This window comes from Streptomyces sp. NPDC004788 (assembly GCF_053601115.1).
On record NZ_JBSGBF010000008.1, the window covers coordinates 69,210 to 92,076 of the forward strand.

Annotated in this window: 14 protein-coding genes; 6 read left to right on the forward strand and 8 right to left on the reverse strand. The window is 72.6% G+C overall.

The genetic code is table 11. The annotated features are described in order from the left end of the window. The first annotated feature begins 192 nt into the window (after window positions 1-192). The 3 genes from ACWEJX_RS06485 (at window position 193) to ACWEJX_RS06495 (ending at window position 10,495) form a co-directional block, all read left to right on the forward strand. Window positions 193-7,122, forward strand: a complete 6,930-nt coding sequence (locus ACWEJX_RS06485) for a DEAD/DEAH box helicase (protein ID WP_451606399.1) — start codon at window positions 193-195, stop codon at window positions 7,120-7,122. After that, the gene (locus ACWEJX_RS06490; protein ID WP_451606400.1) at window positions 7,119-9,362 is read left to right on the forward strand and encodes a UvrD-helicase domain-containing protein; all 2,244 of its coding nucleotides are present in this window, start codon (window positions 7,119-7,121) and stop codon (window positions 9,360-9,362) included. Before ACWEJX_RS06485 ends, ACWEJX_RS06490 begins: the two co-directional genes overlap by 4 nt. A gap of 437 nt (window positions 9,363-9,799) precedes the next feature. Further along, window positions 9,800-10,495, forward strand: a complete 696-nt coding sequence (locus tag ACWEJX_RS06495; RefSeq protein WP_451606401.1) for a hypothetical protein — start codon at window positions 9,800-9,802, stop codon at window positions 10,493-10,495. A 40-nt stretch (window positions 10,496-10,535) separates the two neighbouring features. Here the strand turns inward: ACWEJX_RS06495 and ACWEJX_RS06500 are convergent, their stop codons facing one another. The 4 genes from ACWEJX_RS06500 to ACWEJX_RS06515 all read right to left on the reverse strand — a co-directional run bounded on the left by ACWEJX_RS06500 (window position 10,536) and on the right by ACWEJX_RS06515 (window position 14,833). Further along, a complete protein-coding gene (locus tag ACWEJX_RS06500) occupies window positions 10,536-12,089 on the reverse strand; it encodes an MFS transporter (RefSeq protein ID WP_451606402.1) in 1,554 nt (517 codons plus the stop codon). 135 nt (window positions 12,090-12,224) lie between these two features. After that, a complete protein-coding gene (locus ACWEJX_RS06505; RefSeq protein WP_451606403.1) occupies window positions 12,225-13,055 on the reverse strand; it encodes an alpha/beta fold hydrolase in 831 nt (276 codons plus the stop codon). Window positions 13,056-13,124: 69 nt separating this feature from the next. Beyond that, complete coding sequence (locus tag ACWEJX_RS06510; protein ID WP_451606404.1) at window positions 13,125-13,526, reverse strand: RidA family protein; 402 nt, start codon at window positions 13,524-13,526, stop codon at window positions 13,125-13,127. Then, window positions 13,523-14,833, reverse strand: a complete 1,311-nt coding sequence (locus tag ACWEJX_RS06515) for an acyl-CoA dehydrogenase family protein (protein ID WP_451606405.1) — start codon at window positions 14,831-14,833, stop codon at window positions 13,523-13,525. Before ACWEJX_RS06515 ends, ACWEJX_RS06510 begins: the two co-directional genes overlap by 4 nt. Before the next feature lie 353 nt (window positions 14,834-15,186). On the opposite strand from ACWEJX_RS06515, the gene ACWEJX_RS06520 reads away from it, so the two are divergent. The 3 genes from ACWEJX_RS06520 to ACWEJX_RS06530 are packed head-to-tail and all read left to right on the forward strand — an operon-like array spanning window position 15,187 to window position 18,312. Beyond that, window positions 15,187-17,061, forward strand: a complete 1,875-nt coding sequence (locus tag ACWEJX_RS06520; protein WP_451606406.1) for an AMP-binding protein — start codon at window positions 15,187-15,189, stop codon at window positions 17,059-17,061. 4 nt (window positions 17,062-17,065) lie between these two features. Continuing rightward, window positions 17,066-17,866, forward strand: coding sequence for a PaaX family transcriptional regulator (locus ACWEJX_RS06525; protein ID WP_451606407.1), 801 nt, complete (start codon window positions 17,066-17,068; stop codon window positions 17,864-17,866). Next, window positions 17,863-18,312 carry a hypothetical protein gene (locus ACWEJX_RS06530; RefSeq protein WP_451606408.1) on the forward strand — a complete coding sequence of 150 codons (450 nt, stop codon included), beginning with the start codon at window positions 17,863-17,865 and terminating at the stop codon, window positions 18,310-18,312. Before ACWEJX_RS06525 ends, ACWEJX_RS06530 begins: the two co-directional genes overlap by 4 nt. A 6-nt stretch (window positions 18,313-18,318) precedes the next feature. Here the strand turns inward: ACWEJX_RS06530 and ACWEJX_RS06535 are convergent, their stop codons facing one another. The 4 genes from ACWEJX_RS06535 to ACWEJX_RS06550 all read right to left on the reverse strand — a co-directional run bounded on the left by ACWEJX_RS06535 (window position 18,319) and on the right by ACWEJX_RS06550 (window position 22,667). Then, window positions 18,319-18,717, reverse strand: a complete 399-nt coding sequence (locus ACWEJX_RS06535; RefSeq protein WP_451606409.1) for a hypothetical protein — start codon at window positions 18,715-18,717, stop codon at window positions 18,319-18,321. A 10-nt stretch (window positions 18,718-18,727) separates the two neighbouring features. Continuing rightward, entirely contained in the window at window positions 18,728-19,117 is a 390-nt protein-coding gene (locus tag ACWEJX_RS06540) for a VOC family protein (RefSeq protein ID WP_451606410.1), read from the reverse strand. A 38-nt stretch (window positions 19,118-19,155) separates the two neighbouring features. After that, window positions 19,156-21,543 carry a bifunctional salicylyl-CoA 5-hydroxylase/oxidoreductase gene (locus ACWEJX_RS06545; protein ID WP_451606411.1) on the reverse strand — a complete coding sequence of 796 codons (2,388 nt, stop codon included), beginning with the start codon at window positions 21,541-21,543 and terminating at the stop codon, window positions 19,156-19,158. Between the two features lie 296 nt (window positions 21,544-21,839). Further along, window positions 21,840-22,667 carry an enoyl-CoA hydratase family protein gene (locus tag ACWEJX_RS06550; protein WP_451606412.1) on the reverse strand — a complete coding sequence of 276 codons (828 nt, stop codon included), beginning with the start codon at window positions 22,665-22,667 and terminating at the stop codon, window positions 21,840-21,842. Between the last annotated feature and the right edge of the window lie 200 nt (window positions 22,668-22,867).

The window sequence follows — 22,867 nt, forward strand, 5'->3', positions numbered from 1 at the left end:
GTGCTGCGCCCGGCTGCTCCACGATTGGGCCCTGCGTTGTGAACCGTCGGATCGACAACCGCTCCTTCCTGGACCTCGCGAAGGACGTCGCGACCCGGCACGAGGCGGCATAACCCCAGCTCACCCAGAACGCAGGAAGCTCTATACGGTGGTACGGATCATCGTGGCATTGGCAAGACAGAGGGGACCGTCGTGAAGCCCACCATGGCCGCCGCGCAGTTGCGCGGCAGTCTGACGCAGTACCTCACGACGACGTACGCCCTCGCCGACGAGGACACGCGGCGCGCCCTGGAGCGCTTCCTCGGGCACCCCGAGACGGGGATCTTCCGGGGGCCGTACCTCCGGATCAGGACGCCGTTCCATGTCGCCGACGACGGCTGGCAGCGGGAGCTGGAGTGGACGGCGGGGTTCCCCGGCTTCGCCCCGTACCGGCATCAGGCCAGGGCCTGGGGCCGCCTGTCCACGTTGCACGGCCCGGCCCGGCCGACCCTGGTGACCACAGGGACAGGGTCCGGCAAGACGGAGTCGTTCCTCATCCCGGTGCTCGACCACTGTCGCCGCCAACGCGCGCAGGGGCACCGGGGCGTCAAGGCCGTCCTGCTGTATCCGATGAACGCGCTCGCCACCGATCAGGCCGGCCGCATCGGCGACTACCTGGCTCGACCCGAGCTGGCGCAGGTCACGGCCGGTCTGTACATCGGTGACCGGCCCGACACCGACTTCCGCCGGGTGATGACGCGGCGCGAGGAGATGCGCGTGTCACCGCCGGACGTGCTGATCACGAACTACAAGATGCTCGACCTGCTGCTCCAGCGGGGCGAGGACCGTCCGCTGTGGGAGGGCGCCGACCTCACCTACGTCGTGCTGGACGAGTTCCACACGTACGACGGGGCGCAGGGCACCGATGTGGCCATGCTGCTGCGGCGGCTCGCCGCAGCGACGGGTGCTTCGCGGCCGGGCAGGCCGCTCGGGTCGATCTGCCCGGTGGCGACGTCAGCGACCCTGGGCGAGGGCGCTCCGGGCAAGGAGGCCGGCGGCATCCTCGACGTGGCGTCGCGGGTGTTCGGGATGCCCTTCCCGGCCGATGCCGTGGTCGGTGAGGAGCGGATGTCGGCCGAGGAGTTCACGGGCGCCGTGGACTACGAGCTCCCCGAGCCGCCGACCCCGCAGGAGGTCATCGAGTTCTCCGGCGGGCCCGGCGTGGAGGCCAAGCCCGATCTGCTGGACCTGGACCGGCTGGCCGAGCGGCTGCTCGGCCGTTCCGGCCTCGACGCGTTCCGCATCGGGCGCCTGCTCAAGCGCCACGACTTCACCCACGGCGTGCTGTCGCTGCTCGGCGGGGAGCCACTGGACGAGTGGGGGCTGCGGGACCGGCTGGCCCGCTTCGGATACGCGTGGGGGCGCACGGCACGCGAGAATCCGCAGCTCGTCCTGCAGGCGCTGGCCCGGTTCGTCGCCCTGCTGTCGGCGGCCCAGGACCCGGAATCCGACGAACGCCGGCCTCGCCCGCTGCTGCACATCGAGGCACACCTGTGGGTCCGCCCCGTCACCCGTGTGCTGCGGGGCATCGGGGCGACGCCCGAGTTCCGCTGGTACGAGGACGACCGCACCGCGGCTCGCCGGGCCGCTCTGCACGCCGCTCCGGTCACCGACGAGGAGTCCGACGGCTCGTCCGGTGGCTGGCCGTCGTCCTCCTCCCGGCCGCAGCCGCTGCCCGGGGCCGACACCGCGGTCCGGCCGGCCGAGGTGCATCTGCCTGCGGTGTACTGCCGCAACTGCGGCCGCTCCGGCTGGGCGGCCCTGTCCCCGGAGGCGGATCCCCAACGACTGGTCATGGCGCAGGACCGGATCTGGCGGTCCGCCGTGGGCCGGGACAAGCGGCGCATCCGCTACTTCATCGCCGCCACACAGAGCGAGCGGCAGCAGACGCTGGACGCGCTGACCGGCGCGCGGCCGTCGGAGGCGGGTGGGGTCGACCCGCTGTCGGTGGTGGTGCTGGACGGCGGCCAGGGCACGTATCGGCTGCCGACGCCGTCGGACGCGGGCGAACTGATCGACGCCTGGTTCGCCCTGGCCGTGCTCGACAAGAAGTCGGCCGACCGGGCCGCCAAGGACGACCGCTGCCCGGCCTGCCACACCGACAACAGCATCCGGTTCCTCGGTACCGCGCAGGCGGCGCTCGCCTCGGCGACCGTCACCCAGCTGTTCACGGGCGGCGACATCGCGCTCGTACCGGAAGAACGCAAGACGCTGCTCTTCAACGACTCCACCCAGGACGCGGCCCACCGGGCCGGGTACGTCGCGAACGCCTCGTACAAGTTCTCGCTGCGCTCGCTGCTCGCACACAACCTGGACGAGTCGGGTGCCCCGACCGCGCTCAACGACCTGATCGGGCACGTACTGGAGTCGGTGGACGACCCGGAGGCGCTGGCCGCCGTCGTGCCCCCCGACCTCCATGACGAGCCCGGCGTCGACCGCCTCCTCTCGGGACGCGGCACCGGCGACGCTCGGACATGGAAGCTGATCGGCGAGCGTCTCGCGTTCGCCACCGTCATGGAGTTCGGGCTGCGCAGCCGCATGGGGCGCACCCTGGAGCTCACGCGGACCGCTGCGGCCGAAGTGGTGGTCGCGGAGCCCGACCGCGTCACGGCTCTCGCCCGCGACATCCATCTGTCCCTGCCGGGCCAGCTGCTGGTCACGGGCGGGCTGCCCACGCCTGACCGCTACCTCGCCTACGTCCGCGGCCTGCTGGAGCGCCTCCGGTTGCGCGGCGCGGTGCACCACCGCTGGCTCGACACCTGGATGAAGGAAGCCGGCACGAACCGGTACCTCATCTCCGGTCACAGGCCGGAGGGCATGCCCGCGTTCCCCGAGGGGGTCGCTCCTCCTCGCTTCCTTCTGGACGGGCAGAAGGACAAGTCCGAGTTCGACACGCTCACCGGGCGTCTCGGCTGGTACCAGGACTGGACCCGTCGCTGTCTGGGGCTGGACGCCGCCGGTGCCACCGAGTACCTGCGCCGGCTGCTGCCCGCCCTCGCCGACGAGCGGGTGCTCGCGGTGCGCACCACCCGTGACCGGCAGACGCGGCTCTACGGTCTGCAGCCGGGGCACATCGAGGCGCGGCTCCTCGACGACGCCGTCGTCAACAAGGCCTTCGTCAGCTGCGAGGACTGCGGCTGGCAGCAGGTGGTGGCGCCGGAGCGCCGCACCCGCTGGTACGGGCATCCGTGCCCTCGCTACCGGTGCAAGGGGATTCTGACCGCACCCCAGCCGGGCATGCCGCGCAGCGGCTCCAGTACTTCCGGGTTCGGCTCGACGGTCCGCGAGCGGGACTACACCGGCGACTACTACCGCCGGCTCTATCTGACCGGCGGGACGTTCCGCGTGGTCACGGCGGAGCACACGGGCATGCTCAGCAGGCCGGAACGCGAGCGGGTCGAACGCAGCTTCAAGGCGGGTACGCATTACACCGACCCGAACGTACTGTCGTGCACCCCCACGCTGGAACTCGGCATCGACATCGGGGAACTGTCGGCCGTCCTGCTCGGCTCGCTGCCCAAGGGCCCCGCCAACTACGTACAGCGGGCGGGCCGTGCGGGACGTCGTACGGGCAATGCGCTGGTGGTCGCGTTCGGCGGTCGCCGCGCCCGGGATCTGTACTACCTGGACCAGCCGCGCGAGATGATCGCGGGGAGGATCCTGCCTCCCGGCTGCTATCTGTCGGCCGTGGAGATCCTGCGCCGTCAGTACACGGCAAGGCTGCTGGATCTGGCGGCTCGCGGCGAGCTGCGAACGTCCGACGGTGAACTCTTGGCGCCGGTGCCCCGGCTGTCCTCCGCCCTGTTCGGCACCACCGGCTGGTGTCAGGACCTGGCGGACGCGGCGCAGACCCACGGCGCCACGCTGGTCGAGGAGTTCCTCGACCTGTTCCCGGCCGGCAGCGGCGCGGACGACTCGGAAGTCGGCGTGTCGGCCTACGCGGCGGAAGAGCTCAGGGCATACGCCACCAGCGGCATCGTCAGGGCGCTGCAGGAGGCGGAGGAGGACTGGACCGGGCGGCGCGAGGAGCTCCGTCGCAGGATCGCGGCGATCGACGAGGCCGCCGGGCATCTGGTCCGCACGGACGTCGTACAGGACCGTGAGCGCCGGGAACTGCTCGCCGAGCGGCGCAGCGCCGGGGATCTGCTGAGGGAACTGAGCCAGTCGAGTGCGCACGGCACGCTGGTGGAACTCGGTCTGCTGCCGAACTACAGCCTCACCGACACCACCACCCAGCTGGAAGCGACGCTGTACTGGACGGAGACCCCGGACGACGAGGAGGACACCCGGTCGGAGGGCCCGGCCGGGGGCCCGGCCAAGCGGGTGTACCGCAGCGAGACGAGGGACTACGAGCGCTCCCGCAAGCTGGCCCTGACCGAACTGGCGCCTGGGAACAGCTTCTACGTCAACGGCTATCGGCACGTGGTGCGCGCGCTCGACGTCGGCACTCCAGACCGCCGTGCCTGGGCGGAATGGCGGCTGTGCCCGGCGTGCGGATACGCCCGTACGCACAATGCCAAGAAGGACACCAGTCCGTGCCCTCGCTGCGGCGGGCGGGAGATCGCCGACGCGGGCTGCGTGCAGCACGTGCTCCAGCCGAGGCGCGTCGTCTCGCGCGACAAGCGGGACGACGCCCGGGTGCGTGACGACCGCGACGAGCGGGACCGCCGGCACTACGCGGTGCTGACGACGGTCGACATCGATCCCGAGCGGATCATCCCCGGTTCCTGGCGGCACGAGACGGCCGTCTTCGGTGTGGACTTCACCCGGCAGGCGAAGATCCGTACGTTCAACCTGGGGCTCGACCGCGAAGAGGGCAGCAGCACCGTGCCCCTCGCCGGCGTGGACGTGCGGCTCAATCCCTTCTATGTGTGCACCAGTTGCGGCGGCGCTACGGCCGAGGGGCGTCCCGTCGTGGACGTGCCCCAGCACGCACTGACGGACTCCGGTGCGGCGAGCACCGCGGCCGCCGCACACCACTTGCTGTGGTGTCCGCGGCGCCGGATCAAGGGAAACGCGACGGCCGGATCGGACGGGCAGCAGGGCAAGGGGGAGGACGTACCGCTGCTGCTCGCGCACGAGCTGACCACGGAAGCGGTGCGCATCCTGCTGCCCGCCTCCGTGGCCCGTGCAAAGGAACGGCTGGCGTCGTTCACGGCCGCGCTGTTCGCGGGCATCGCGGCGCAGTACGGCGGCGATCCCGACCACATCGACATCGCCGAGGCGACGATGCCCGACCACACGGGCGTCGACGGCTCCGACTGGCCGCGGCGGTTCCTCGTGGTCTACGACCGCCTTCCGGGTGGCACCGGCTACCTGCACCGGCTCGCATCCGCCGACGGCTTCCGGGACGTGCTGCTCAAGGCACGGGACGTCATCGAGGGCTGCGCTTGCCTCGAGAAGGGCCTCGACGGCTGCCACCAGTGTCTGCTGCGGCGCGTGCCGGCGGGCGACTACGACAAGGTCAGCCGCAACGAGGTGCGGCAGATGCTGGAGGACCTCCTCGGCGAGGACGGTTCGCGCTGGCGGACGTCACCCGTGGCGACGACCCGGCACATCCCGCTGGAGCGGCAGGCCGAGAGCGACCTCGAGATCCTGTTCATCGAGACGCTCCAGGAATGGGCCAAGCTCACCGAGTCCGGCGCGACGGCCGACGCGTACACCACATCGGCCGGCACGTACGCGCTCGACCTGCGGCTGACGGGGGACGACGGGGCGACCGTGAGCTGGCGTGTGTCGCAACAGCGCGCACTGGACGGCACTCGGCCCGACATACTCCTCGAACGCCTCGACGCGCCCAGCCCGCGGGTCGCCGTGTACCTCGACGGCTACGCCTATCACGCGACCCCCGCGCACAACCGGCTGGCCGACGACGCCACGAAACGGACCGGTCTGCGCAGCGAGGGGCTGCGGGTGTTCCAGCTGACGTACGACGACGTAAAGGAGTGGCGTGAGCGCGTACGGGACACCGGATACGCGGCGGCGGGTCCGGCCGACCCGGTCTGGGAGCCCTACCCGGCAGAGGCGCAGAACCGGGCGCGCGACTACTACAGCCGCATCGGCGGGGGGCTGCCCGGCGAACTGTCCGACGCCGTCTGGGTGAACCCCTCCCGTCTCCTGCTCGCGTACTTGCGTTCGCCCGACGCCTCCCGCTGGCAGCGGCGGGCCGAAGCAGCCGCCGCCGGACTCATCGGCGCGGCCGGCGTCGGGGGCGCCGCCCTGGGGGCCGACGGTCTCGGGCCGGCCCTGCTGTCGGCGTTGCGTGGCGGGGCGGCCACGGGGTCGGCGGGACCGATCCGGCTGGTGTACGGCCCCGACGCCTCCGGCTGCCGACTCGTCCTGGCCGCGGACGGCAGGCGCACCCCGCCCGTGTGGACGGGTCTCACGGTGCTGGACGACAGCACCGAGGCCATGGCCGACGCGCGCACCCACCGGCGGCGCTGGCGGGCGTGGTTGTACTGGAGCAACGTGCTGCAGTTCCTGGACCACGGCGGCGGCGACAGCGTCCAGCTCACCACCAGCCTCCTCGGCGGCTTCGCCACCGAGGTGCTGACCGTGACCGGCGGCGAAGGATGGCTGCCGTCCACTCGGACGGAGATCACCCGGGAAGAGCCCGCACCGGTCGCAGCCGCGGCGTCCGCAGCGGAGGTCGGTGCCGTCCGGGACGCCCCACCGGCAGCCGCGGTCGCCAAGGCGGGCACATCCCCGGCAGCCGGCCGGGCCGCGGGCTGGGACCCGGTGCTCGAGTATCTCGATCCCGACGAGCTCGGCCTCGCCGAGTTGGCCCTGGCCCTGGCCGAGGCCGGGGTGCCGGCGCCCGAGGACGGCTACGAACTCGACGAGCGGGGCTGGCAGGCCGAACTGGCCTGGCCCGCAGCTCGCGTCGGAGTGGTCCTCGCCGCCAGGGACGACGGTCCTGAGCCCGACCACGAGGCCGCGGACAGGGACAAGGCGTTCGCGGCGGCCGGCTGGGACGTCCGTACGGCGACGGCCTGGGACGCCGCGGAGCTGGTCGTCCGGCTGCTCGGACGAGGCCAGGACACGAACCACGACAGCACCAGTGACGGGGAGCACACACGATGACCGCCTCGGGCGTGACGCTGCGCCTGCTCGACAAGGCCGACAAGGAGATCCTCAAGCTCCCTCGTACGGTCAAGGGCGCCTTCTTCGACTTCCAGCACAAATTCAAGACCAATCCGCATACGACCGGTCTCAAGCTTCAGCAGCTCAAGGGAGACAGCAGGCTGTGGTCGGCGCGCGTCAGCGACGACTACCGGGCCTTGCTGATCCGGCTCGCCGAGGACGACTGGCTGATCGTCTCCGTCAAGCACCGCAAGGACGTCTACGACCGACTGTCGGCGCAGGTCAACCAGGTCACCGGTGGTATCGAGTACGTCGACCTGGAGGTCGTGGAGGAGAGCATCCTTCGCCGCCTTCCGGCCCCACCCGCCACTCCTGCGGCCGCGCCTGAAACGGTCAAGCCGCAGGAGCTCTTCGCAGCGTGGTCGGACGCCCAGCTGGCGGAGCTCGGCGTCGCCGAGCCACTGCTTCCGGTCATCCGGACGCTCACCACCGAGGACCAGCTGCTGGGCCTGGTGGAGTACGCGCCCCAGCTCACCGGCGAGGTCCTGCTCGCACTCTTCGACGGCAAGCCGTACGACGACGTCCTCGACCAGGTGACCGCACCCGTCGCCGCCCCCGAGCCGGTCGACCCCGATGACTTCCAGGCCGCGGTGCAGCGCCCGGCCACCGTGGTCACCACGTCCGACGAGGCACTCCGAGAGGCCCTGGAAGGAGGGGACTTCAGCCGCTGGAAGGTCTTCCTCCACCCCACACAGGCCAAGCTCGTGGAACGCCGCTACTCGGGCCCCGCCCGGGTCGGCGGTGGGCCCGGCACGGGCAAGACCATCGTCGCCCTGCACCGTGTACGTCATCTCGTGGGGCAGTTGCCGCCCGGCCGTGACAAGCCGGTTCTGCTGACCACCTACAACAAGAACCTCGCCGCGGACCTCCGATCCCGACTGCTGGAACTGGGCGGCGAGGAACTGCTGGCCCGTGTCGAGGTCAGCCACGTCGACCAACTGGCGCTTCGCATCGTGCGCGAGGCCGAGCCGGGCAACGGCAAGCAGGTAATGGACGACAGCCAGGCCGTCCGGGAATGGCGGGCGCTGCTGGACGAGCTGGGAGAAGAAGGCTGGGACCCCGAGTTCCTGCACGACGAATGGACCCAGGTGATCCTGGGGCAGGCCGTCGCCACGCGCACCGACTACTTCCGCGCCCGGCGGGCCGGCCGCGGCCGGAACATCACCCGCGGTGAGCGCGCCGAGATCTGGCAGTTCGCGGAGCGCTTCACCCAGCGCCTGGACCGGCTCGGACGGCAGACCTGGGACCAGGTCGCCGAGCGCGCCGCCCGTCTGGAAATGGGTCGCGAGCAGCGGATCCTCTCCATCGCGCGCCAACGGGAGGAAGCCGGCGGCCTCGACAACATCCACCTCCAGGACGGATCGGGCGGCTGGCTGCGCTACCGGTACCGGCACATCGTGGTGGACGAAGCTCAGGATCTGCGCCCCGCACACTGGAAAATGCTGCGGGCGATGGCTCCTCGGGAAGCGGACGACCTCTTCCTCGTCGGCGACACCCATCAGCGCATCTACAAGAACCAGGTGACGCTGGGCAGCCTCGGCATCAACATCCGAGGCCGGTCGTCGAAGCTGAGCCTGAGCTACCGCACGACGCGTCAGATCCTCCGCTCCGCGCTCGACGTGCTCGGCGAGACGGACTACGACGACCTCGACGGCGACAAGGAGACGCTGGCGGGCTACCGGTCCGTACTCAGCGGACGGCAGCCGTCGGGGCACTCCTACCCGGACTGGGCCGCCGAGCGGGAAGGCATCGCGGCCCTCATCGCGGGCTGGGACGCCGACCCCGATCTGGCCATTCCGCACGAGCAGATCGCCATCTGCGTGCCGACGAACCAGATGGCCGCCGAGGTCGGCTACACGCTCGGCACGCACGGCATCCGGCCGGTGGAGATCCGTGCCGACGGCCCGCAGGGCGACGGCGGCGTGCACATCGGCACGATGTTCCGGTTCAAGGGACTCGAATACCAGCGGATGATCATCGCGGGCGTGTCGGACGGCCTCGTGCCGCGCGAGGCGGTGAGCCGACTGCGCACGAGCGATCCGGTGCGGTACCGCCACGAGATGCAGCGGGCCCGGTCGCTGCTGTTCGTGGCGGCCACCAGGGCTCGGGACAGCGTCGATGTCTTCTGGCATGGCAACCCCAGTCCGTTCCTGGGCCCCGGGCTGACGCAACAGGAGTAGAGCGGAGCTGGGCGAGAGCCCAAGAACACGCCTGATGGGAGCCCTTTGGGACTGCTCTGGGACTTTCGGCCGCGTCAACGGGCACGACCGTGAAACAGCCGAAAGACGATCTGCCCAGGTCAGTCACTCAGGGAGAGTGAACGTGGCAGGTCACAGAACCGCCAGATCTTTTCCGGACCTCTAGCCGCCGGGGCACGACGTCGAGTACGACGCCCGGCCTCGGGCCGTGTCCGGAGAGCGGCGACCGGCCGACTTTCCGGACGCGGCCGGGCCAACGGATGCCAGAGGGACCCACCGCGTCGTCGATTCCCTGGGCTTCATGGCGGCGTCGATCAGGACCTCCACGGCGGCCGGGGCCCGACGGGGGCTTCTTCCACCTGCAGGCGCAATCCCGTTCAATGAGCGGTGAGTTGATCCGATCGCGGTGAGGGGGACCGGTGGCGGAGGATCCGCAACAAGGTGGCGTTCCTGTACGGCGGCTCGGGGAGGTCGCGGCTCTGATCTCGGCGATGGCGGCGGTTGCCGGCATCCTGCTCGGCGTCTTCGGGGTGCCGTCCTTCCACGGCGCGTCGACCGCGCACTCGCCCGCCGGCTCCGGTCCCCCTGTCGCGACCACCGCGGCTCCATCGGCGACGTCGCCCCTGCCCAGCCCCTCTCTCCCCGCCCTCCCTAAGGGGTGGCACCGGGTTCGGGAAGCTGATCTCACCACGGTGTTCGCCGTTCCGGACGGGTGGACACGGACCGACAAGAACGCGATCCAGAGCGGTTGGGCCTCGCGCGGCGGCACGTACGAGATCGTCGTGAAGCGCGACACCTCGTACGGCCCGACCGCTCAGGCTGCGGCCGAGGGCCAGCTTGCCTGGTACCGAAAGGAAACCGAGTCGTCCATGGCCGGCCTCCGCGCTACGACGCACTCCACGCGCCAAGGCGGCAGGGATGCCGTCTGGCTCGAGCTCGACTACCACTGGCGAGGCCAGACCACCCTCCGCAAACGTGTCGAGGTCTTCGTGGCGGGCGACGCCGGCCGCGTCTACCAGCTCCTGGTCGACACGACCGCGACCGGCAACCACCTCGCCGGACAGCGGGAACTCTTCGAAGCAGCTCGTATGCAACTGATAACGGACGTCGAGTAGTCCGGCCGCTGCGGCTGCGGCGCGGCGCGGCATCGGTGCTTCAGCCCGCGCCCGGCACCATCTCGCCGCCCCGCAGGCGTTCCATGTCCGAGGGGCGGACCTTGATCGCGAGGATGGCGATGACGCAGGAGAGGATGGCGAAGGCCGCGGCCACGATGAAGCCTGCGGTGACGCCGCTGGTGAGGACCTGGTCGCTCCAGGGCTTGGGAAGTTGCTGGGTGCGGGCGAACTGGGCCTTCTGCACGGGGCCCGCCTGGGCCAGGAAGGCCGGGACCTGGGTGTGGGCCTCGTTGCGGCTGACCGTACCGAAGACGGTGACCAGGATGGAGAGGCCGAGCGAGCCGCCGACCTGCTGGGTGGCGTTGAGGAGGCCGGAGCCGGCGCCCGCCTCGTGCGAGGGTACGCCGGAGAGGGCCATCAGGGTCAGCGAGACGAACATCATGCCCATGCCCGCGCTCAGGACCAGCATCGGTCCGAGGATGCTGCCGGCGTACGTGGAGCCGACGTCGATCTGGGTCAGCCAGGACAGACCGGCCGCGAGGCAGATCGAGCCGACGACCATGAAGGGCTTCGGCCCGAAGCGGGGCATGAGTTGGGAGGTGATCCCCGCGAGGACCGCGATGACCGCGCTGACGGGCAGGAAGGCGAGGCCGGCCTGGAGGGGGCTGAAGCCCAGGACGTCCTGCACGAAGAGCGTGAGGAAGAAGAACATCCCGAAGATGGCCGCCGCGAGGCAGAGCATGATGCCGTAGGTGCCGGACCGGTTGCGGTCGGCGAACATGTGCAGCGGGGTGATCGGCTGCCTGGAGCGCCGTTCGATGAACACGAAGCTGATGAGAAGGACGACCGCCGCTCCGAACGAGGCCAGCGTGAGCGGGTCCCGCCAGCCCTCCTGCGCGGCGCGGATGAAGCCGTACACCAGCGCCACCATGCCCAGCGTCGAGGTGAGCGCGCCGAGCAGATCGAAGTGGCCGGGGTGGCGCTCGGACTCCTTGACGTGGCGGGGGGTCAGGAAGGCGATGAGCAGCGCGATCGGGACGTTCACGAAGAACACCCAGCGCCAGTTGAGCCATTCGACCAGCAGCCCGCCGGCCAGCAGGCCGATCGCGCCGCCGCCGGCCGAGACGCCCGCGAACACCCCGAAGGCCCGGTTGCGTTCGGGCCCCTCCTCGAAGGTCGTGGTGATCAGGGACAGCGAGGTCGGCGAGGCGATGGCCCCGCCGACGCCCTGGAGCGAGCGGGCGGCGAGCAACTGCCAGGACTCCTGGGCGAATCCGCCGAGCAGCGAGGCCAGTCCGAAGAGCAGCACGCCGAAGATGAAGACCCGGCGGCGGCCGAGGATGTCACCGGTGCGGCCGCCGAGCAGCAGCAGTCCGCCGAAGGTCAGCGTGTAGGCGTTGACGACCCACGACAGGCTGGTGGTCGAGAAGTTCAGTGCGCTCTGGATGTGCGGGAGCGCGATGTTCACGATGGTGATGTCGAGGACGACCATCAGCTGGCAGGAGGCGATCACGAACAGGGCGATGCCCTTGCCGTCGCCCTGGTGCCGGGGGGCGGCGGTCTTCTGCGAGGTCGTCGGCTTGGGGGTAGTCATGACGCATCGCGCCCTCACCTGAGGGACCCGTGGGCCGGTCAGTCCACCTTTCGACCCTAAGCCCGCCCCCAGGACGTCACCAGTTGATCAAGCAACGGTCCCGCGCCGCCCCGGACGACCCCTTTCAGCCCTCCTTCAGCCCTCCGCGACGAAAGCACGCAGCTCCGCCGCGAGCCGCTCCGGCTGGTCCTCCGCGATCAGCGTGCGGCTGTCCGCGACCTCCACGTGCCGCCCCTTCGGCAGCAGCGCGGCCAGCCGACGCCCGTGCTCGCGCGGCATCATCAGGTCGTCGGCGGCCCAGACCACCAGCGCCGGCCGGTCGAAGGAGCGCAGTCCCTCCGCCGCCCGCAGCAACTCGTCCCTGCGCACGGCGAGGTTGTAGCGGCGGAAGTCGTGCCGCACGGCCGGGTCGGTACGCAGCGGCTCCAGCCATCCGTCGACGACGGCGTCCGGAACCGGTCGCCGGGTGAGCGCCCCGATGCCGACGGGCAGGCGGCGCAGCGCCTTCAGACCGAGCACCCGGGCCATCAGGGTGACCCCGCCGGGGATCCGGCAGGCCAGCGCGATCAACTTGCCGGGCGCGCCGGGCGGGTAGTTGTCGAACGCCTCGCACGAGACGAGGACGAGCCGGGCGAGCCGCTCGGGGTGCCGGACGGCGACGGTCTGGGCCCGGCCGCAGTCGCTCTCGACGAGGGTCACCTCGCGCAGGTCGAGCCGGTCCAGGAACTCCCCGACCAGGTCGATCACGGTGTCCGGCGACAGCGGTACGTCGGGCCGCATCGGGATGCGGTGCGCGCCGTACGGGAGGGTCGGCGCGATCACCCGGTGGTCGGGGGCGAGCCGGGCGGTGACCTGGCGCCAGACGGTGGCGTCGTGGACCAGGCCGTGGAGCAGGACGACGACGGGGCCGGGGCCGCCGGTGTCCTCGTACGCGATGGTCCCGGCGCTCAGTTCGATCTCCGGCATGCCCCTCCGCCTCCCCGTCCGTCACGTGCCCCTCACGCGCACGTGTCCGTCACGTGTCTCACGCGTCCGTCACTCGTCCACGACCGCGAAACCGTCCAGTTCGACCAGGGCCTGATCGTCCCACAGGCGTACGACACCGATCACGGCCATCGCCGGATAGTCGCGGCCCGCCAACCGGTGCCAGATCCGGCCTAGTTCATGCGCGTGGTGCCGGTAGTCGGCGACGTCCGTGGCGTAGACCGTGACCCGTGCCAGGTCGGCGGGCGTGCCACCGGCGTGGCGGAGGGCGGTGAGCAGGTTGGTGAGTGCGGTCTCGAACTGCTCGGGCAGCGTCTCCCCGATCACCTTGCCGTCGCGGTCGAGACTGGTCTGCCCGGCGAGGAACACCAGCCGGCTGCCGGTGGCGGTGACGGCGTGGCTGAAGCCGCTGGGCGGGGAGAGCTGGGCGGGGTTGTGGCGGTGCAGGCTCATGGGCGGACTCCTGCCTCGGCGGGGGTTTCGGGGGAGGGCTGGGAGCGGGGCTCGGCGGAGGTTCGCGAGCCGGCCTCGGCGGAGCTACGGGCGGCCTCGGAGGAGGTCCGCGAGCCGGCCTCGGCAGTGCTCCGGGCGGCCTCGGAGGAGGTTCGCGAGCCGGCCTCGGCAGTGCTCCCGGGGCCGGCTCCCCGGTACAGCTCCTTCGCGATGATCGTTCGTTGGACCTCCGTCGCCCCCTCGTAGATCCTGGGCGCCCGCACCTCCCGGTAGAGGTGTTCGAGGAGGTGGCCGCGCTGGAGTGCGCGGGCGCCGTGCAGTTGGACGGCGGCGTCGACGACGTACTGTGCGGTCTCGGTCGCGAACAGCTTCGCCATCGCCGCGCGGCGCGGCACGTCCGGGTCGCCCCGGTCGTACGCCTCGGCCGCCGCGTACACCAGCAGCCGGGCCGCCTCGGTTCGGGTCGCCATCTCGGCGACCTGGTGCGCCACGGCCTGGAGGTCGGCGAGGACGCCGCCGAAGGCCGGCCGGGCGGCGGTGTGGGTGAGGGCGGCGTCGAGCGCGGCCTGCGCCATCCCGACGGCGAAGGCCCCGACGCTGGGCCGGAACAGGTTGAGCGTCCCCATCGCCACCCGGAACCCCTCCCCCGGCGCACCGAGCACGTCCTCCGGCCCGACCCGGACGCCGTCGAAGACCAGGCTGCCCAGCGCGTGCGGCGCCAGCATGTCCAGTGCCTCGCCGCCGAGTCCGGCCCGGTCGCCGGGGACGAGGAAGGCGGTGACGCCGCGGGCGCCCCGCGGGTCGTCGCCCGTTCGGGCGAACACCGTCACCAGGTCCGCCTCCGGCGCGTTCGAGATCCAGCGCTTCTCGCCGTAGAGGCGCCAGCCACCCGCTTCCCGGTCCTCGACGGCCTCCAGGGACAGCGCGGCGGCATCCGATCCCGCGCCGGGCTCAGAGAGGGCGAAGGCGGCGACGGCGCGGCCCGCGACGACCTCCGGGAGCCAGCGGTCGCGCTGCTCGGGGGTGCCGAAGGCGGCGACGGGGTGGGCGCCGAGGCCCTGGAGGGCGAGGGCGGTCTCGGCCTCCGTGCAGGCGTGGGCGAGGGACTCGCGCATCAGGCACAGGTCGAGCGCGCCGGAGTCGAAGAGCCGGGCGAGCAGTCCGAGCTCGCCCAGGGCGGCGACGAGGGGGCGGTTGACGCGGCCCGGTTCGCCCTTCTCGGCGAGCGGGCGCAGGCGGTCGGCGGCGAGCCGGCGCAGTTCGGCGCACCAGGTGATCTGTTCCGGATCGAGCGAGAATGCGGCCATGGGGCCCTCTCCCGGGCCGGCGAGGCCAGAACCCGTATCGGAAGCCGTATCTGTCAGGAGCGATCTGTCAGGAGCGACCTGTCAGGAGCGGTGTCTGTCAGGAGCGGTGTCGGTGTCTGTCAGGAGCCGTGTCCGCCAGGAGCCTTATCGCGAACCGTTGACTGTCGTCACCATCACGATACGCTCCTTGGGCGACGGCCGACCCCGAACCGATCGGACCGGCCCCCGCAGCCGGACCGGCCCGCCCGGCCCGCCCGGCACGACCGGCCGTTCACGACCGGCCCCCAGGACAGGCGCCACCGCCACGACAGCCACCACCGCCACGACGATCCCACCGACAGGGGGACGGACGCATGGAGCTGACGCCCTCGGCCCACCAGGACACCTTCGCCCGCGACCATCTGCCGCCCGCGGAGCAGTGGCCGCAGCTGCTCTTCGAACTGCCCTCCCTCTCCTATCCCGACCGGCTCAACTGCGGCGCCGAGCTGCTCGACCGCACGGTGGAACGATTCGGCGGCGAGCGCGCCGCCTTCCGGGACGGCGAGGGCGGCGTCTGGACGTACGGGCAGCTGCGCGAGCGGGTGGACCGGATCGCGCACGTCCTGACCGGGGACCTGGGCGTGCGCCCCGGCAACCGGGTGCTGCTCCGCGGCCCCACCACGCCCTGGCTGGCCGCCTGCTGGCTCGCCGTGATGAAGGCGGGCGCGGTCGCCGTCACCGTCCTCGCCCAGCAGCGGGCCCGCGAGCTGGCCGTGATGTGCGAACTGGCCGGCTGCAGCCACGCGCTGTGCGACGTGCGCGCGCTCGACGAGCTGGTCAAGGCCGGGATACCGGGGCTGCGCGTCACGCCGTTCGGCGGCGACGGCCCCGACGACCTGCTGACCCTCTCGACGGTCAAGCCGGACCGGTACGAGGCGGTGCCGACCGCCGCCGACGACGTGGCGCTGATCGCCTTCACCTCCGGCAGCACCGGGCGCCCCAAGGGCTGTCTGCACTTCCACCGCGACGTGCTCGCCGCCGCCGACACCTTCTCCGCGCACGTCCTGCGCCCGGAGCCGGACGACGTCTTCGCCGGCTCCCCGCCCCTCGGCTTCACCTTCGGCCTCGGCGGGCTCGTCGTCTTCCCCCTGCGGGCCGGGGCGTGCGCGGTCCTGCTCGAACAGGCGGGACCGCAGCAACTGCTCGCCGCGATCGCCCGGCACCGGGTGTCGGTGCTCTTCACCGCGCCGACCGCCTACCGGGTGATGCTGGAGGAGCTGGACGCCCCCGGCCACGAGCACGAGCACGACCTCACCTCGCTCCGCCGCTGCGTCTCGGCGGGCGAGAACCTCCCGGCGGCGACCTGGGACGCCTGGCACGAGCGCACCGGCCTGAAGCTGATCAACGGCATCGGCGCGACCGAACTCCTGCACATCTTCATCTCCGCCGCCGACGGCGACATACGCCCCGGCACCACCGGCCGCCCGGTCCCCGGCTGGCAGGCCCGGGTCGTCTCGCCGTCCGGGCGCGAGCTGCCGGACGGCGAGCCGGGGCTGCTCGCGGTGCGCGGCCCGGTCGGGTGCCGCTACCTCGCGGACCCGCGCCAGACGGAGTACGTGCGCGAGGGCTGGAACATCACCGGCGACACCTACGTCCGCGAGCCCGACGGCTACTTCCGTTACGTCGCCCGCGCCGACGACATGATCATCTCGGCCGGGTACAACATCCCGGGCCCCCAGGTCGAGGAGGCCCTGCTCGCCCACCCCGACGTCGTCGAGGCTGCGGTGATCGGCCGGCCCGACCAGCTGCGCGGCGAGATCGTGGTGGCGTACGCGGTGGTGCGGGACGGGGTGCCGCGCGACGGCACGACGGCGGCCGCGCTGCGCTCCTTCGTACGGGCCAGGCTCGTCCCGTACAAGTCGCCGCGCGAGATCGTCTTCCTGGACGCGCTTCCGCGCACGGCGACGGGCAAGCTGCAGCGCTTCCGGCTACGGGACGACGGGCTACGGGACGCCAGGCTTCGGAACGACGGGCTCCGGGATGGCGGGGGGCTCCGGGACGCCAGGCTCCGGAACGACGGAACCCGGGACGGCGAGGGGCTCCGGGACGCCAAGCTTCGGAACGACGGGCTCCGGGACGGTGGAGGGCTCCGGGACGACGGAGCCCGGAACGACGGGCTTCCGAACGCCGGAACCCGGGACGGCGGGGGGCTCCGGGACGACGGGGCCGGACCCGGCGCCCTAAAGTGATCACGTGGCCGAGCAGCACACCCCCCGATCCCTGATCGTCTCGCTCTACGGCGCGTACGGCCGGTCGCCGGACGGCGCGCCGCTGGCGGTGGCCGAGCTGATCAGGCTGCTCGGCGCGCTCGGCGTGGACGCGCCCTCGGTGCGTTCCTCGGTGTCCCGGCTGAAGCGGCGCGGGCTGCTGTTGCCGCGGAAGACGGCGGAGGGCGCCGCCGGGTACGCCCTGTCGGACGACGCCCGGATGCTGCTCGACGACGGCGACCGCCGGATCTACGCCCGCGACGAGCCCCGGCTCGCCGACGGCTGGGTGCTCGCCGTGTTCTCCGTCCCGGAGGCCGAGCGGCACAAGCGCCATCTGCTGCGCTCCCGGCTCGCGCGGCTCGGCTTCGGGACGGCCGCGCCGGGCGTGTGGATCGCGCCGGCCCGGCTGTACGCGGAGACCCGGCACACCCTGGAGCGCCTGGAGCTGTCCCCGTACGTGGACCTGTTCCGCGGCGACCACCTGGGCTTCGCCGCGACGGCGGAGGCGGTGGCCCGCTGGTGGGACCTGCCGTCGATCGCCAAGCTGCACGAGGAGTTCCTGGACGCCCACGAGCCAGTGCTCCGGGCCGGGCCGCCGGCCACGCCGGAGGACGCCTACCGCGCGTATCTGCTCGCCCTGGACTCCTGGCGCCGGCTGCCGTACGCCGACCCGGTCCTCCCCCTCGAACTGCTCCCGGAGAACTGGCCGGGCACCCGCTCGGCGGAGGTCTTCCTGGCGCTGCACGAACTGCTGCACGCACGGGGCGCGGAGTTCGTGCAACCGTGACGGGCCCCCGGGCCGTCCCCGCCGGAGTGAGCACACACATCTCCCGTCCGGTCTCCGGCTGGCAGTGGCTGTCCTGGTGGGCGACGGTGCCCTTCGCGTTCGGCGTCGCCTACGGCGCGAGCGCGCTGACCGCGCGTGCGCGGGCCTACTGCGACGCGGCCTGGGAGCCGCAGCACCGTTTCGTCCATCTCCTGGAGTTCGTCGTCCTCGCGGGCGGCAGCGCGACGGTCGCCTTCGTGACGGCGATGGTGGCCCGCCGTGCGACGCTGTCCGCCTCGCGCCCGGTCCGGGCCTCGGCTCAGCTGCTCGCGGTGGTGGCGGTGCTGCTGACGATCGCCTGGCTGTACGTGGGCGCGCAGGCCACCCCGGACGGCTATCCGGGCGACTCGGGCCTGTGCCCGGCGAGCAACGTCCCGCCGTGGTGGCCGGCCTGGCTGCCCGAGTGAGTCCCCTCAGAGATCCGGTCGGCTGAAGCCCGCCTGGTGGGTGTGGAGCGTGACGGTGGCCTCGCGCCCGCCGAGCATCTCCGCCTTGGCACGCAGCCGGGTGACGGCCGCCGGGCTCGGGTGGCCGTACACGTCGATGGTGCGCAGGCGGATGTGCGCGCCGAGCGCGCGGAACCTCGGCCCGCCGAGCTCCAGGTGGAACTCGAGGGACGCCGAGTCCGGGTGGACGGCGAGGACGGTCATCGTGGCCGCGGGCTCGTCGAGGTAGAAGTGGTAGGCGAGCAGCCGGGGCTCGCGCTCCTCGACGAACGCGGCGAGGTCGCGCATCCCGGCCCGGAGGCCGTCGAGCCCGCCCGCACGGACGTCCGAGCGGTCGACGTAGTACAGCGGCTGCGACGCTGCCATGACGGACGCGTCAGCCCTTGTACTCGGCGATCTGGATCAGGTTGCCGCAGGTGTCGTCGAGGATCGCGACGGTGACCGGGCCCATGGCCACCGGCTCCCGCGTGAAGCGCACGCCGAGCGCGCTCAGCCGCTCGTACTCCGCGCGCACGTCGGTCACGGCGAAGGAGTTCACCGGGATGCCGTCGGCCTTCAGGGCCTCCTGGTACGCCTTGGCGGCCGGGTGCTGGTTGGGCTCCAGGACCAGCTCGACGCCGTCGGGGTCCTCCGGCGAGACGACGGTCAGCCAGCTGTGGCCGCCGAGCGGGACCTCGGTCTTCTTCACGAAGCCCAGCACGTCGGTGTAGAAGCGCAGGGCCTTGTCCTGCTCGTCGACGAAGATGCTGGTCAGGTTGATCCTCATGAGGTGCTCCGGGTGGTGCGGGGGGGCAAGGGCGAGGTCTACGGGTCCTTGCGGCCGGTCGGCGGGCGCCGGCTGCCCGCGCGGTAGGGGTCCGGCCACGGCGCGGCGGGGCCGGCGTAGCCCTGTTCGGCGGCCGCGTGCAGGGTCCAGTGGGGGTCGTAGAGGTGCGGGCGGGCCAGTGCGCAGAGATCGGCGCGGCCGGCGAGGAGGAGGGAGTTCACGTCGTCCCAGGAGGAGATCGCGCCGACCGCGATGACGGGCACGCCGAGGGCGGTGCGGATCCGGTCGGCGTACGGGGTCTGGTACGAGCGGCCGAACTCGGGGCGCTCGTCGGGGACGACCTGGCCGGTGGAGACGTCGAGGGCGTCGGCGCCGTGCGCGGCGAAGGCGCGGGCGATCTCCACGGCGTCCTCGGCGGTGGTACCGCCCTCGGCCCAGTCGGTGGCGGAGATGCGCACGGTCATGGGCCGGTCGGCCGGCCAGACCGCCCGGACCGCGTCGAAGACCTCGAGCGGATAGCGCAGCCGGCCGGCCAGGTCGCCGCCGTAGCCGTCGGTGCGGTGGTTGGTGAGCGGGGAGAGGAAGCCGGAGAGCAGATAGCCGTGCGCGCAGTGCAGTTCGAGGAGGTCGAAGCCGGCCCGGGCGGCGCGCCGGGCGGCTGCGGTGAACTCCTCGCGCACGGCGGTGAGTCCGGCCCGGTCGAGCGCGTGCGGGGTCTGGTTGACGCCGGCGCGGTACGGCAGCGGCGAGGCGGCCACCAGGCGCCAGTTGCCGTCCGGGAGCGGCTGGTCGATGCCCTCCCACATGCGGCGTGTGGAGCCCTTGCGGCCGGAGTGGCCGAGCTGTACGCCGATCGCGGTGCCGGGCGCCTGCGCGTGGACGAAGGCGGTGATCCGGGCCCAGGCGTCGGCCTGTTCGTCGGTCCACAGGCCGGTGCAGCCGGGGGTGATGCGGCCGCGTTCGCTCACGCAGACCATCTCGGTCATGACCAGGCCGGCGCCGCCGAGGGCGCGGGCGCCGAGGTGGACCAGGTGGAAGTCGCCGGGGACGCCGTCCTCGGCGACGTACAGGTCCATCGGCGAGACGACGACCCGGTTGCGCAGGGTCAGTGCGCCGAGCCGGAACGGGGTGAACATCGGCGGCGTGCCGGGCGGGCAGCCGAACTCCTCCTCGACGGCGGCCGTGAAGCGGGCGTCACGCAGGCGCAGGTTGTCGTGGGTGACGCGGCGGCTGCGGGTGAGCAGGTTGAAGGCGAACTGCTTCGGTGGTCGGTCGAGTTGGTCCGCTATCTCCTCGAACCAGCGCAGGCTGGCGGCCGCGGCGCGCTGGGTGGACTCGACGACCGGGCGGCGCTCGGCCTCGTACGCGGCGAGCGCCTCGGGCAGCCGGCCGGGCCGGGCGTCGACGTGGGCGGCGAGGGCGACGGCGTCCTCGACGGCCAGTTTGGTGCCGGAGCCGATGGAGAAGTGCGCGGTGTGGGCGGCGTCGCCGAGGAGGACGGTGTTGCCGTGCGACCAGCGGGCGTTGACGACCGTGCGGAAGGCGGTCCAGGCGGAGTTGTTGGAGCGCAGGCCCCGGCCCTGGAGCGCCTCGGAGAAGATCTTGGCGCAGCGGGCGGCGGACTCGCTCCGGGCCTCCGTATCGTCGCCGAGCTCGTCGAAGCCGGCGGCGCGCCAGACCTCCTCGCGCATCTCGACGATGACGGTGGAGGAGTCGGCGGAGTAGGGGTACGCGTGGAGCTGCATCACGCCGTACTCGGTCTCGGCGATCTCGAAGCGGAAGGCGTCGAGGGCGAAGTCGGTGGCGAGCCAGATGTACCGGCAGCGGTGCGTGGTGATCGTGGGCCGGAAGACGTCGGCCCGTTCCTCGCGGGTCCGGCTGTGCACGCCGTCGGCCGCGACGACGAGGTCGTGGGTGGCGGCGAGCCGGCCGGCCGGCGGGGCCTCGGTGCGGAAGCGGAGCCGTACGCCGAGGTCGGCGCAGCGGGCCTGGAGCAGTTCCAGGAGGCGGCGGCGGCCGAGCGCGGCGAAGCCGTGGCCGGTGGAGGTGTGCAGTTGGCCGCGGTGCGCGATCTCGACGTCGTCCCAGTGCACCAGCTCCTCGCGGAGGGCGGCGTGGACGACGGGGTCGGCGCTCTCGATGCCGCCGAGCGTCTCGTCGGAGAGCACGACTCCGAAGCCGAAGGTGTCGGTGGGCGCGTTCCGCTCCCAGACGGTGACCTCGCGGGCCGGGTCGCCGCGCTTGAGCAGCGCGGCGGCGTAGAGCCCGCCGGGGCCGCCGCCGATGACGGCGATGCGGAGCGGTACGGCCCCGGTGCGGGGGACGGCGGGCCGCGCGGCCTCGGCGAGGAGGGCGGGCGGCGGCACCGCCGCGCTCCGTACCGCGCCGGTGCCGCCCGGCGCGGTACGGGGGCCGGGGGGCGCCACGGGCAGTCCGGGCAGCGCGGGGGCCAGGCCGGTGGGCGACGGCGGGGGGCCGGCGGGCTCCGACGCCGCCGACCGTTCGACGGGCCGGACGGAACCGGTCAGGCACGCCGCCGACCGATCGACGGGCCAGACGGAACCGGGCAGGCACGCCGCCGACCGTTCGACGGGCCAGACGGAACCGGGCGGGCACGCCGCCGACCGTTCGACGGGCCGGACGGAACCGGGCGGGGGCGCCGGTGCCGCCGGTACCCGTGCGCGCACCGCCCCGTCCGCGGGCTCCGTCGCGCCGCGCACGCTCACCGTCCTCGCCATTTCGCCGGGCGTTTCTCGGTGAACGCGGCGTGGAACTCGGCGTAGTCCTCGCCGTGCATGAGCAGCGCCTGGGTGGCCGCGTCCATCTCGACGGAGGCGGCCAGCGGCATGTCCAGCTCGGCGGTGAGCAGTGCCTTCGTCTGGGCGTGGGCCAGGGCCGGGCCGTCGGCGAGGCGGCGGGCGAGGGCGGCGGCGCGGGTGTCGGCGGCGCCTTCCTCGGTGAGTTCGCTGAGGAGGCCGATGCGCTCGGCCTCGGCGGCGCCGACGGGGTCGCCGAGCATGAGGAGCCGGGTGGCGTGGCCGAGGCCGACGACGCGCGGCAGGAGGTAGGCGGCGCCCATGTCGCCGCCGGAGAGGCCGACGCGGGTGAAGAGGAAGGCGAAGCGCGCCGTGGGGTCGGCGACGCGGAAGTCGGCGGCGAGGGCGAGGACCGCTCCCGCGCCGGCGGCGACGCCGTGGACGGCGGCGATCACCGGGAAGGGGCATTCGCGCAGCGCCCGCACGGTCTGCCCGGTCATCCGGTTGAAGTCGAGCAGCTGGGCGGTGTCCATGGAGAGGGTGGCGCCGATGATCTCGTCGACGTCGCCGCCGGAGCAGAAGCCGCGCCCCTCGCCGCCGAGCACCAGGGCGCGGACGGCCCGTTCCCGGGACAGCTCGGCGAGCAGGTCGCGCAGGTCCGCGTAGGCGCCGAAGGTGAGGGCGTTCAGCTTCTCGGGGCGGGCGAGGGTGATCGTGGCGACGCCGTCGTCGATCGTGAGGCGCAGGTGTCGCCAGCGTTCGGTGCGGGTCGCGGAGCCGGTGAAGGGGCTCATTTCGGGAGGACCTCCCTGATTGTGCGCGCGTACGGGTACGGCATCACCATCAGAGGGTATCACTCATCTGTGACCACCGTCACGAGTACGCGATAAAGCCACGCACGCGACGCCCGCCGTAAGCGCGACGTGTGACCACCAGCCGAAGGTCCCGGACCCTGGTCCCCGCCGGAACGGGCGACCGCCCCCTGGAACGAGAT

Excerpts from the sequence above, each read along its gene's own strand:
- ACWEJX_RS06510 (WP_451606404.1), bottom strand. The coding sequence starts at position 13,526 with ATGAGCCTGCACCGCCACAACCCCGCCCAGCTCTCCCCGCCCAGCGGC.
- ACWEJX_RS06535 (WP_451606409.1), bottom strand. The coding sequence starts at position 18,717 with ATGGCAGCGTCGCAGCCGCTGTACTACGTCGACCGCTCGGACGTCCGT.
- ACWEJX_RS06540 (WP_451606410.1), bottom strand. The coding sequence starts at position 19,117 with ATGAGGATCAACCTGACCAGCATCTTCGTCGACGAGCAGGACAAGGCC.
- ACWEJX_RS06515 (WP_451606405.1), bottom strand. The coding sequence starts at position 14,833 with ATGGCCGCATTCTCGCTCGATCCGGAACAGATCACCTGGTGCGCCGAA.
- ACWEJX_RS06520 (WP_451606406.1), top strand. The coding sequence starts at position 15,187 with ATGGAGCTGACGCCCTCGGCCCACCAGGACACCTTCGCCCGCGACCAT.
- ACWEJX_RS06550 (WP_451606412.1), bottom strand. The coding sequence starts at position 22,667 with ATGAGCCCCTTCACCGGCTCCGCGACCCGCACCGAACGCTGGCGACAC.
- ACWEJX_RS06500 (WP_451606402.1), bottom strand. The coding sequence starts at position 12,089 with ATGACTACCCCCAAGCCGACGACCTCGCAGAAGACCGCCGCCCCCCGG.
- ACWEJX_RS06490 (WP_451606400.1), top strand. The coding sequence starts at position 7,119 with ATGACCGCCTCGGGCGTGACGCTGCGCCTGCTCGACAAGGCCGACAAG.
- ACWEJX_RS06505 (WP_451606403.1), bottom strand. The coding sequence starts at position 13,055 with ATGCCGGAGATCGAACTGAGCGCCGGGACCATCGCGTACGAGGACACC.